We start from the raw sequence: 12021 nt of genomic DNA, 5'->3' as shown, positions 1-12021 counted from the left end.
GCCGTTGCTTATCCGCTCATCCATGAGCGCTTGAATGACTTGCTCGCCCGGATCAAGCCGTGGCGAACAGGCCACGCATTTTCTTCATCGCATTCGCTTCCACCTGGCGGATGCGCTCGGCGGAGACGCCGTACTCATCAGCCAGATCCTGCAGCGTGGCCTTGTTGTCGTCATCCAGCCAACGGCGCTGGATGATGTCGCGCGAACGCTTGTCCAGATGGCTCAACGCATCGGTCAAGGTCTGCATCTGGTTGTCCGAGTAGTCTTCGTCGGACACGTTCTCGTACGGATCGGCGCCGTCGTCGATCAGGAACGCCGCCGGTGCGGGCTTGGCATCGTCGTCGGCATCTGCCGGCGCTTCGAAGCCGATGTCGCGGCCGGACAGGCGCGATTCCATCTCGCGCACCGTCGCCTCGGGCACGCCCAGATCCTTGGCTACCGTGCTCACCTCGGCCGCGTTCATCCAGCCCAGGCGCTTCTTGCTCTTGCGCAGGTTGAAGAACAGCTTGCGCTGCGCCTTGGTGGTGGCGACCTTCACGATGCGCCAGTTCTTGAGAATGAATTCGTGCATCTCGGCACGGATCCAGTGCACCGCGAAGCTGACCAGACGCACGCCCTGATCCGGATCGAAACGCTTCACCGCCTTCATCAGGCCGATGTTGCCTTCCTGGATCAGGTCGGCCAGCTGCAGGCCGTAACCGCTGTAACCGCGGGCCACATGCACCACAAAACGCAGATGCGACATCACCAGCTTCTTCGCAGCGGCGAGATTCGCTTCTTCGAGGTAGTCACGCGACAGCGCCTGCTCCTCTTCCGAGCTCAGCACGGGAATGCGGTGAACCGCAGAAATATAGGCATCCAGACTGCCGACTACGCTCGGTAGCGGAAAGTTGGCGGTCACCAAAGCTTGAGACATGGGTGGAACCTCCTGAATGACGTCAAAGTTTAGCACTCGGGTGGTTGGAGTGCTAAAGCCCGGTTTTGGTTCCGAGCTTTAATGAACCATATGGTACAGATATTTATCACCCTTGTCCAGCGCTCAGGAGCACCCGACATGCGGATCACATCCCGGCATTCAAGCGGGCGTGAAATCGGCCTGCGGCATGGCGCGCGGTGGCAGCGACCAGTCGATCGGCGCCTGGCCCTTGGCTTCGAGATAACGGTTGGTGAAGGGATAAGGGGACGGGGGAAATTAAGGCCTCGCCAGATGACCGTATGGAGTCGATTCTGTTGAAAAACTCCGTCTTAACGAATGGACGTCCAAATTTTGGATCGCGTTGGCCGCGACAACTCGATCCTGCACAAATTCGCACGCTCAGGGAAACAGAAGGCGACTGTCGTGGGCGATTTCTACGCCTCGGAAAATCTCGAAATTTTCAAAGCGAGTTTTTCAACAGAATCGAGTCGAAAGCTGACAACCCAAGCGTACCCACCTTTGGTCGCATCGTCCGGCAGAGCGATCACCCCGGATCGATGCAGTGATCAAGCTGTCTCCACGCACGCAGCATCCCGGGGTTCTGCGCCGGACCGGCCGCAATCATGCGCCATGCTGCGCACCGGTGCTTGCGCGCGAATCGCCCCGCCCAAAACCTGACGAAATACGGCACGGCCATCAGCGTGGCGCCGATGCCGAGCAGGGCGTAGGTGGTCGAGACGAAATAGGGAAAGGCCATCAGCGCCAAGCCGCAGGCCAGGGGGACGGGCTTCTGCTGCTTCTTGCCGTAGATGAAGAAACCGAGCCCGATGGAGCCGAACAGCAGTCCCCAGAATAGCGATGCCACGCTCACGCTCGTCCCCCGCCGCTGACGGCGCCCGCCGCCATGCCAGCATAGCTAAGCGGCAGGGTGTGGGGCCGGAACGCCGCCACGGCCACCGGGCGGTCGCGATGACATGCCTGGGCCGCACAGCAGATGCCTAGCCCGGGCCCGTTCCGCCGCCAGCTGCGCCGGGCTCAGCGGCAGATAGCCCGGCCGCGCGGCGGCGAGCAGGCGCTGGCCTGACGCCGACAGCAGCAGTTGCAGGTAGCGGCAGGGCAGGCGGTCCCGCTGGCCGACCCGCGCCGCGCGGGCGTAGACGTAGAGATAGCGGTCCAGCGGATAGCGTCCCGAGACGATGTCCGCGCGCGACCCGGTCGAGACACCCTGCCCGGCGCCCAGCCGGATGCCCAGCACGCGCACTGCGGGGTTGGCCTGGTTGAGGTCGGCGAAGCACAGCGCGTCGGGATCGGCAGCGACCCTCTGGAGCACCCGCTCGGACTCGCGGTAGCCGGTATAGCCGGCCGCATAGTCCTTCCCGTCGAAGCGGTGCCGGCGCATGTAGCGCCCGAGCGCGGTGTCCGGGGCCAAGCCGCAAGGATGGATGGGCCGCCGCGCCCAGGTACCGCCCAGCCCCAACTGCCCCCAGCTCGCCAGCGGCGCGGTGTCGGTGAAGACGCGGCGCAGCTGGGCCAGGCTGATGCTGGACAGCGGATTGCCGGGATGGACGTAGATCGCCAGCGGCGAGGAGCGAGCGCGAGGATCGAGCGCGGCATGCGCAACACGGAACTGCAGCGGCTCGCTACCGACCTGCCGCCGGTAGGCGGCCAGCGCGGCGGGCAGGAACTCCGCGCCCATCGGCGCGAACAGGCTGCTGCCGTCGGCCAGCGCCGCCGGGGCGGTACGTGTGCCCTTCAGGATCAGCCTGAAACGCACGCCCGGATACCGCTGCGCGTAGTGCCGGTCGATCGCCTGCAGCATCCAGCGCATGTCGTTGTAGCCGACGATGCGCACCGCGCCGTCGCGGTCGAGGTAGGCGGGATGCGCGGCGCTGGCCGGCGGCACGGTCGCGCCGCAGTCGTGCACCAGCCCGGCGCGCGCGCCGCGCCGCTGCGCCGGCGTCAGCGGCAGGAAGCGCATGCGGTCGCGCATCACTTGGCGCTGGCCGGCAGGGCTCAGCGCGTAGGCAAGGAAGCGGCAGGCTGCCGGCGCCAGTCCGCCCGCCGCGGTGGCCGGGAAGCCCAGGTAGATTTCGCGCGCCAGCGCATAGCGGCCGGCGGCCACCGTGGCGGGGCTGCCCGCCACGGTGGCGTCACCCGCCTGCATCGATAGAGGTAGCGCGCGCACCGCCGGCGTCGCATAGCCGAAGCCGCTGTAGCCGATGCTGTCCGGGTCGCGCCCCACCTGCCGCACGATCGCCGCTAGCGCAGTGGAACCTGGCGTGTCGACCTGCACCCGCAGCCCGGCGCGCCAGGGCTGCCCGCGCAGGACGCGCTGGTCCAAGAAATTGACGATGCCGGGCGGGCTGCCGCTGTCCCGCCGCGAGGTCATGCCGTACAGATGGATGGGCCGCCCGGCCCAGGATCCGTGCAGTCCCAGCTGGCCCCAGTGGGTCGGCGGCCGCGCCTGTCCCGGCGCGGGCCGGCCCGAGAACAGCGCGGCCAGCTGCGCCAGGCTCAGGCCACGCAGCGGATTGGCGCGGTTGACGTAAACCGCCAGCGCGAAGCTGCCGTGCGGCGTGGCGAAGCTGCCGCCGGCGACCGGGACGACCACCAGCGCCCGCCCCAGCCGGCGCCGGAAGGCGGCGCGCTCCGCCGGGAACGGCTCGCGCGCGAAGCTGACGCAGTTCGCCGTGCCGGCCAGCACGGCGGCGACGCCGGCGGCCGAGTAACGGGTGCCGGCGCCGACCTCGACCGGCGCGGGCGGCTGCAGCGCATTGAAGCCGCTTGCCCAGCTCGCCAGCAGCGTCTGCATGGTGTCGGCGCCCAGGCAGCGCAGCCCGGCGACAGCCGCCGCCGGGCCCGCTGGATCAGCGCCAGCCGGCCTCGCCGCCGCGGCCAGCGGGATCAGCCAGAGCACCATCAACAGCCATGCCAGCCGCCGCTTGCGCGGACGCGCGGGCATGGCCCTGCCGAAACGCTGGAGGGGGGATGCGCACAACGAGGCGCCCTCCAGCGGCAGCGGGGTTCGGTGCGGACTCACCGGCGGCCATGGCCGCCGATCGACCACAGCACCACGGCATCGAACAATGCCCGGCCCTGGGCAGTGAGATCGTCGTAGGACGGGTTGTCCAGCGGCAGCAAGGCGCGGCGGGCCGGCGCGACGAAACCGTCAGCCATCACCGAGCCCTTGGGATAACCGAAGATCGCGCGTTGGTCGGGCGCATTGGGCAGGGTTGCAATCACGATCGCGTCGGGCAACGGGCGCGCCCACTTCAGCACGCCGGGGTGCTCCGTGAACTTCACAAGTCCTGGCGGCAAGCCGGCCGCCATCGGATGCCAGGCGCCCACGATGTCGAGGTAGTTGTCCGGCGGATCGTCACTTTCCTTCTCCTCGCCGTGCTCCCCATAGTCGACATAACGGTCGCGGCCGGAGAAATGCAGTGCGTCCGAATACAGCGCCTCCAGCGTGATCAGCGGCACCGTGGTATCGACATACTTGTTGGCCAGTTTGTACTTCGAGCATGAGGATGAGATGAGCACCAGATCCTCGCCGTCGGCGCGGGATTGCGGATCGGTCTGGTCGGCAATACTGACCTCGAAGCCCAGGCTGCGCAGGTCCGCGACGGTATGCTCGTCGGCCTCACGGCCCTCGCCGGCGTTGACCCGCTCGACAAACAGCACTTTCTTGCCGTGGGCCACCCGTCGTATCCGCGCGTCCAGCGCGGCAGGGTCGTATGGCTCGACCGCCTGCGGTGGGCTGGCCGCCCAGCGAATGGCCTCGTCGAACAGCTTCAAGCCGATCGCCCAGCGACGCACCTGCGGATCGTTTGCCGCCGGCCCGTGGACATCGGTGAGCAGGTGGAAATTGCCATCGGCGAGATAGAAGCCGACCCGTCGGGCTGGTGCAGTCGCGCCATCGGCAAGACTTGCCTCGCGCTCGTAGGTGAACACCGCAGCCCGCTGCGGCTTGCCTTCGAAGTCCGCGATGACCGTAGCGCCAGGTCCGGGATTCCCCCAGCCAACCGAGCCGGGCTCCAGATACAGCGTACCGAACAGTTGCGGCCTGAGCCCGACCGCGCGGCTGATGGACGATGTGGTGTTGGCGCCATAGCCGTAGAGGATCGAAAAACTCTCCGCGTAGTGCTGGATCGGATCGACGACGCCAAAGTCCTGGTGCAGTTGGGGACCGGTCATGCCGAGGTTGGGGTAGTCGAAAGTGTTCCAGGTAAACAGTGGCACGGAAGTCTGCGCAAACTTTGTTTGCAGTTCATGCGCGTCGGCGGTCGAGGAAATCACGATCAGGTCCATGCCGCTTGCCGCGGATGACGGAACGGATGCGTCGACCGTGGTGACCTCGAAACCAAGTTGCTCCAGATGCTGGCGCACGATGGCATCGTCATTGGGCTCACCGGGGTCGGTCTTGCCCGTCACGAACAGCAGTGGTTTGCCCTTCAGCGTGGATGAAGGCGGTGGCGCGGCATGCAGCGAAGATGCGCTGAAGCCAAATCCCAGGACGCATCCGAGAAAACTGAGCAACACTCGATTCATGGGGTAGCTCCTTCGCTCGGCGTCAATACCAGCAATTCGATTTGCCCTGCCGGGGCGCCGGCCTCCGTTTTGGTGGATGGCGATCGGGCGAGCGCCAGCCAGAGCTGGCCAGCGGAGGCATTCAGCGCCATGGCCTGGGCTTTGCCATCCAGCGCATGGGTACCGCCGTCACTGTAGTTCACGAAAGATTTCATGCGCAGCGCCGCCAGCTCGCCATTGTCACCGGCACTGAGCGCCACACCCTTCCAGCCGCCAGCACCGAAAGGATGCATGGCGAATGTCATCTGCGACGAGCCCGGGGTGCCCGCTGGAAATGACTCGAAGGTGAAACCCAGGTCCGTATCGATCACCGTGCGAGCGCCGTCCCGACAGGAGACAAACAATCTGCGGCCAACCAGATCCATTGCCAGTCCGGTTGGTCCGACGCAGTCGCGGGTGGGTATCGCGCCGAGTTTGTTCATGTCATGTCCGTCCACCACATCGATGGCGTTGTCTGCCGCATTGGCAACATAAAGAGTGCCGCGAGCATCAGTCGTCATCTGCCCAGGCGTTCCGGATAGATGGACCTGTCCCGTGAGCTTTCCGTTCGCCACATCCCAGCGCGCGATTGACGAGCTTGCGCGGCTCAACACGTACAGTGCGCGCTCGGACGACGCATAGTGCAGTGCGGATGGGGCACCATCGTGCAACGGAATCGTCGACTCGATGCGCAGCGGGTGCAGCTGGAATACCACCAGTTCGGAGGGCGCCGCGATGGCCGCATAGCCCTTGCCTTTACTCGGATCGATGGCCATGGCCGCTGCTACGGCGGGGAGCTGAAGCGTACCGGCCTGGCGAAACGAAGCGACATCGAACGCGTCTACCGCGTTGCCGGTTGCCACGTAAGCCTGTGCACCCGAGACATCAAAGCCGATACCGGTGACTGGCGCCGCCCCGGAAACTGCTATTCGATGGATGACCTTCAGCGGAAGTTCGGCCGCGTGCAGCGGTCCGCTGGCCATCCAGAGCATCAGCGGAAGTGTGTACGCGCCGACGCATCGAGCGATTGCGCCGAAATGAAGGTGCTTTGTCGGAGTACTCATGGATGCAGCCCTGGCGATGTGGGAGCAATCAGTGATCTTGCCGGGTTGGACTGGAACTCACGCAGCGGCAGGAAAATCGCTTCGCTCAACACTGCCTGCTGGCCCTGGCGGCTCAACACGAACCGGAGAAATTCCTGCAGCGCCGGATTCATGGCACTCCCCGGCTTGCGGTTCACGTTGGCATAGATCAATCGACTCAGCGGATAGCTGGCTGTGGCGACGTTGCTGTAGGTGGGCGCCACGAATTGACCCTCCGTGCCGATCGAAATCAATTTGACCGGTGCATCGACGAAGGCAAGGCCCGCGTAGCCGATGCCATCAGGGTCGGCGGCCACCCCATCGGCGACCGGAAACACCAAATGATCGAAGTGCAGGTCCTTACGCCAGTGACCCCGCTGCCCATTCACATCCAGCACTCGCTGGCGGACAAATTCCTCGAACCCGTTCCACGGTTTGATTGCATAGACGTGGATCGGATGAGTAGCCCAGTCGCCGGTCACGCCGACGTCGCCCCAGGTCTTGGCCGTGCTGCCGCCACGCAGGTGCGAACTCGACAGGATCTGGTCAAGCTGCGTCAGACTCAGGTGCTCGACCGGATTGGCTTGATTGACGAAAAAGCCGACGGCATCGAGAAAACCGAACTGCCGATATGACCCGCCGGATACCGGCACGCTCAGCGGCGGATAGCCGTGGTCAGCGGCGAATGTGGCGATATCGGTCGGCTTCAGCTCACGAGAAACGAAGGCGATGTCGATCTTGCCGTGGTCCATTTCCGCTTCGGCATGGGTGCCCTCGTAGGGTGGCCCGAAGGATATGTGCACGTCGGGATAGAGCCGTTCAAAACCGGCTATCCACGAGCGCACCAATCCCGGCAGGACATCCGAGGATCCCATCCTGAGCGAACCCTTGAGGGTGTGGCCGTAGTGTGGCTTGAAAGTCGGCAGGGTGGGGTCCAGCGTGGGCTGCAGAATCTCCGGTGTCGGCAGGGGGCGCCCGGTTCTCTCGCCGGCGTCGCTCTGCGCAGGGGTCTGCGGGGCGTATTTTGGCGCCGGCGACACAAGCAACTCGACCTGGGTTGGACCGGTGGACGCCTGTACCACACTGGTCACAACGCAGGCCAGGATGCTTGCGATGATGCTCGCACATGCGCGGTGGCCGCACGGTATGCGGGGTTTGCTTATCGATTTCATTCGAAGTAGAACCTTGCCGACAAAGTGATCAGACGTGGGTTTCCGGGCAATATTGCGAGATTGGAAGACGAACTCTGGTAGTAGATTTTGTTGAACAGGTTTTCCACCTTGAGCGTCAAGGCGTACTGGTCACGGTTGTAGTACAGCGCGGCATCCACGCGGGTGTAGGCCGGCAGTTGCAGAACCGGTTGATTGAACGCCGTAGGTGTGATGCCGGCACGCTCGCCGCTGCGGATGACACCCACGCCGAAACCGAGACCTTGCAGACTCGCCGAGCTGAAGTCGTAACGCGACCAGAGGTGCGAACTATGTTCCGGTGCGTTGGGCAGTCGCGTGTCCACCTGTGCCGGAATCGTCGACGCCACGATCTGCGCGGCCGTGAAGGCATAGCCAGCGGTCAACTGCCAGTTCGGCAACGGACGTGCATTGACTTCCAACTCGGCGCCTTGGGAACGCGCCTTGCCGACCTGCGTGTAGCAGGTACCGTAGCTGGCGCACTTGAAACTGCTCAGCAGGTTCTTCTCGTCGATACGGAACACGGCCAGGGTTCCCGTCAATCGGCCTTGCATGAAATTGGCCTTGCTGCCCAACTCGACCTGACTTGCAGTAGTCGGCACGAAGTTGTTGACCCCATGGATGTCGATCGCGTTTGCCGAAGGGGGAACGTAGGAGGTGCTATAGCTGATGTAGTGGCTCCAATGCTCACTCGGCTGGTAGATCAGTCCAGCCATGGGCAGCACCTTGCTGCCTGGTTTGCTGCTCGACGGCACACCTGCGACTCTCAGCTCCTCGATCGCCTGGCGATCATGCGAGTAGCGCAGCCCCAAGGTGGCCTTCCACTGGCTCGACAGCGTCATCACGTCTGCAAAATAGGTGCCGAAGCTGTAGGTCGTGGTGAGCCGGTCAGTGAGGAGACTGGCACTGCCGGGAGCGTAAAGGGGAAGTGACGACAACGCCGGTGTCAATCCGTAGATCGGGTCGTAAATGCTCATGATGAGTGCTTTCGGCCCGAACGTTGGTGCGTTGTAGAACTGCGTCCGGTCCAACGTCGCTACATCGCGCCCCTCGGTCAGCCCGACCACCATATTGTGTTGAATGCCGAATGTGTCGAACGGCATGTGCAGGTTTGTGTCGAGGTAGTCATAGCGTCGCTTGTTGAGCTGGCCACGCGCCCGCAGTCCGACGTCCTGAAGATTGTTGAGGATCGACGCCACGTCGTAACCGTGCGCATCGTCGGTATGCCAGACGTCGCGTGTGTTCAGGTTCCAGCTCATGCCGTTGTCAAACTGGTGGTTGAACAACAGGGTCAGCACGCTGCCGTATTCGTGCTCTTCATCGTTTGGTTGCTGGTAGCGAGTGGTGATCGGCGCTACCAAGGCGATGTTGTTGTTGGGAGCGACCAGTTCGGTGTCATAGCTGTACTTCAGGCGCTGAAACACGTACTGCGCGGTCAGGCTGGTGGCGTCGGAGATATTCCAAGTCAGGCTGGGCGCGAAATAGACGCTGTGGCTGTAGCTGTTGTTGCGGAACGTGTTCCCGTTCGCGTCGTCCAGGACCAGGCGGTAAAGCAACCGATCGCTGTGGCCTAGCGGGCCGGTGAGGTCGGCGGCGAAGTCACCACCGAGCTTGTCGGTCACGCCGATGCCGGAACCATCGTAGGTGGTTCCGCTGGCGCTGAACTCGTACAGCGGATCGGCCTCGGGTTTCTTGGTGACCAGATTGACGAAGCCGCCCGGCTGCTCCTCGCCGTTGAGTACCGAAGCGGGCCCGCGGACCACGTCGATTTGCGAAATGCCGATCGTGACCGGAGAGCCGAAGCGCGTAGCCAAGCCCGGCAGTCCATCGACCAAGACCGAGTTCTGGTCGTTGACGCTGCTGGTGAAGCCGCGGAAAACCAGATCGTCGCCGGTGTTGCCGGCGGCCTGGACGCCTGTCATGTAGGGGTAAAGCGTGTTGACCTGCGCAGCCTCGATCGCGTGGATGAAACTGCCGGTATAGGTGGAAATCGAGAATGGCGTATCGCGCGCTTGCACGTCCATCTTCAGCGCACTGTGGCCGGCTTTGGCAATGAAAGGTGACGTGACCTTGATCGATTTCAGTTGCGTCACCTTGGGCGCCGCCGTCGTGGCTTGCTTCGAGCTTGGCGTCGTCGCTGGCGCCGTGCTCTGCGATCCAATCGCGTCGGCACCAGTATCACCGGCCACCGGCTGACTTGGCGAGGTTGCGGCCAGCAACGTTGACGGTGCGATCAAACAAAGAGCGGCAAGGATCGAACATGCGAGCGCATTCATTCTCGAAGCGAACATCATCACTCTCTCCGCGCCGATACCAGCGCTGTTAGTTAATGTTGGTCCAGGCCTACAGCCAGCTTCCGCCAGAACCCGGAGCTCCTCCCCCGAGGAATGGCGCGTTGTCTAAGTACTCCCCGATCCTGTACCTAACCTTTAATTAGTATTAAAAAAAATTCAGGAAGTCTTCGTCATCCGGAAACATGCGGAATGTGCTCGCCTGGAACGGTCGGTCTTCTCACGGATTCGAAGGCTTCACCGGTGGCGCTCCACCTCACACAGCGTGCGTTCGGGCGCAAGACACCTCTTCAGGCTATTCGCACCTGGCAGACAAAACGAGCTGAGCTGTTCACCGCTAGGAGGAACAACCGGGCGGAACTGGACAGTTAGAGATCCAAGATCAGCGTTGGACTGTTGGCTCTTGAGCAACAAGGGGTGAACTGATCGTTTCTGGCGCGCTCTTCGGCGGTTAGGAACAGGTCATTGTGTTCGATATCGCCATCGATCACCTTGGTAAGGCAAGTTCCGCACAAACCCTCGGCGCACGAAACAGGGATATCGAACCCGCACCGCCTCAGCGCTGCAGCTGCCGTCTCCTCGGGTGCCACATGGATCAATTTCCCCGTGCTAGGGATGCTCTGATCAATTCTACGTAGGCGGCATGATGTCCAGAAGGCGCGCAGGGTGTGTTGCGTGGCGCAGGGAAGACTGGCCGTCTTGCCAAGCTGCGCGGCGCAGCCTGCGCGCCTTCTGGACATCACCCCATCATTTTAAATTCAATGCGTTGGGGCCGTGACTGTCTGTCCGCATGCCTTCGGTCCGCCGTCTCGACAGACGGCCAGTCTGCCCTCGCCGACGGCCCTGTGGCCTGCGAACAGACAGTCACGGTGACGCCTACGTAGAATTGATCAGAGCATCCCTAGCAATCTTGAGCTCAAAAGAAGTGGCCAACCTGTTCATGTGACCCGAGGCGGAAAAATGCTCCCGGTGTATGTGTGCCTCAGGCCAGCCCTTTTCACTCGCAGCAACGGTGACCCCATCTATGAACTCATTCGAGCCACAGACATAGATGTGCGTCTCATGAGGGTAGCTTTTGAGCAGAGAGGGAATGTCCAATCGCCCGCTCTCGCTTGATATATGAAATGTCACACGATCAGAAAATGGTGATTTTTTGATGCGCTCGACAAAAGCGGCTTGCGTCAGAGAGCGGACGCAATAGTGCATGGAAAACTCTGCGCCAATATTGGACAGGCGTTCCGCCATGCACAAGAGCGGGGTCACGCCAATACCCGCGGCAAGCAGAAGCGATCGCTTTGCCGAATGGGCAAGCTGAAAATGATTACGTGGCGTACTGATCTGAACCAGGTCGCCTACAGCCAGGTTCTCGTGCATCCCTCGCGATCCACCTCTTGAATTGGCATGAAGCAGCACACAGATAACGTATCGATGCGTCTCCAGTGGATCGTTGCAGAGCGAATATTGACGCGTGATTCCATTTCCGGTTTCGACATCGATATGAGAGCCAGCGCTGAATGGCGAAAGCACCCTTCCCTTCGGATCGGAAAATGCAAAGCTGCAAATACCTTCAGCCTCAACGGTCTTGCGAACAAGCCGAAGGTAAAAATTTGCCTTGACCCGCTTGCGGAGTTTTTTCCGTATATAGACGCTGGCCCCGGAATAGAATTGAACCGGAATTCCCAGCACCGCCAAAAGCAGCAGCAGCTGATAAGGCAATCCACCCACCAATCCGGAATGCAAAGCCAGCAGGTACAGGTACACTTTGCGCCCTTCCGGCATGCCCGTCTTGTAGCGGTCGAGGCGAATCGTGCTGCCCGTATATGCATTCAGATAGAGCTCTGTCTTGGCGTCTCCTGATTAGCCCCGACCCTCAGCCGCCTGTCGCATGATCTGCGACGCCCTCGGCGGACGATAGCGCCATCTTGGATACCGAGGTGATGCGCAATGGCCATGAATCCTGTGCAGTTCCAACCGGGCCT

9 protein-coding genes are annotated in these 12021 nt (G+C 62.6%); all 9 read right to left on the bottom strand.

Annotated elements, in window-relative coordinates; all coding sequences use genetic code 11:
* Window positions 1-52: 52 nt before the first annotated feature.
* The 9 genes from rpoH to ACFPPB_RS16210 all read right to left on the bottom strand — a co-directional run bounded on the left by rpoH (window position 53) and on the right by ACFPPB_RS16210 (window position 11803).
* Window positions 53-916 (bottom strand): RNA polymerase sigma factor RpoH, encoded by an 864-nt coding sequence (gene rpoH / locus ACFPPB_RS16250; RefSeq protein WP_072758970.1) that lies wholly within the window; start codon window positions 914-916, stop codon window positions 53-55.
* 544 nt (window positions 917-1460) lie between these two features.
* Window positions 1461-1787: a hypothetical protein gene (locus ACFPPB_RS16245; protein WP_377328976.1), complete on the bottom strand. Its 327-nt coding sequence runs from the start codon at window positions 1785-1787 to the stop codon at window positions 1461-1463.
* A 45-nt stretch (window positions 1788-1832) separates the two neighbouring features.
* Window positions 1833-3878 carry a PstS family phosphate ABC transporter substrate-binding protein gene (locus ACFPPB_RS16240; RefSeq protein ID WP_377328974.1) on the bottom strand — a complete coding sequence of 682 codons (2046 nt, stop codon included), beginning with the start codon at window positions 3876-3878 and terminating at the stop codon, window positions 1833-1835.
* Window positions 3879-3952: 74 nt separating this feature from the next.
* The gene (locus tag ACFPPB_RS16235) at window positions 3953-5464 is read right to left on the bottom strand and encodes a hypothetical protein (protein ID WP_377328972.1); all 1512 of its coding nucleotides are present in this window, start codon (window positions 5462-5464) and stop codon (window positions 3953-3955) included.
* The gene (locus ACFPPB_RS16230; protein ID WP_377328970.1) at window positions 5461-6546 is read right to left on the bottom strand and encodes a YncE family protein; all 1086 of its coding nucleotides are present in this window, start codon (window positions 6544-6546) and stop codon (window positions 5461-5463) included. The genes ACFPPB_RS16235 and ACFPPB_RS16230 overlap by 4 nt, the downstream gene beginning before the upstream one ends.
* On the bottom strand, window positions 6543-7736 hold the full coding sequence (locus ACFPPB_RS16225) for a PstS family phosphate ABC transporter substrate-binding protein (protein WP_377328968.1): 1194 nt from the start codon (window positions 7734-7736) through the stop codon (window positions 6543-6545). Before ACFPPB_RS16225 ends, ACFPPB_RS16230 begins: the two co-directional genes overlap by 4 nt.
* Complete coding sequence (locus ACFPPB_RS16220; RefSeq protein WP_377328966.1) at window positions 7733-9844, bottom strand: TonB-dependent siderophore receptor; 2112 nt, start codon at window positions 9842-9844, stop codon at window positions 7733-7735. The genes ACFPPB_RS16225 and ACFPPB_RS16220 overlap by 4 nt, the downstream gene beginning before the upstream one ends.
* A 566-nt stretch (window positions 9845-10410) precedes the next feature.
* Window positions 10411-10782, bottom strand: a complete 372-nt coding sequence (locus ACFPPB_RS16215) for a 2Fe-2S iron-sulfur cluster-binding protein (protein ID WP_377328965.1) — start codon at window positions 10780-10782, stop codon at window positions 10411-10413.
* Between the two features lie 136 nt (window positions 10783-10918).
* The gene (locus tag ACFPPB_RS16210) at window positions 10919-11803 is read right to left on the bottom strand and encodes a ferredoxin reductase (protein WP_377328963.1); all 885 of its coding nucleotides are present in this window, start codon (window positions 11801-11803) and stop codon (window positions 10919-10921) included.
* Window positions 11804-12021: the final 218 nt, after the last annotated feature.

The sequence above is a fragment of the Rhodanobacter terrae genome (assembly GCF_042657005.1).
GTDB classification, from domain to species: domain Bacteria; phylum Pseudomonadota; class Gammaproteobacteria; order Xanthomonadales; family Rhodanobacteraceae; genus Rhodanobacter; species Rhodanobacter terrae.
Note: the sequence above shows the minus strand (reverse complement) of the source record. Positions and strands in the feature narration are given on the sequence as shown.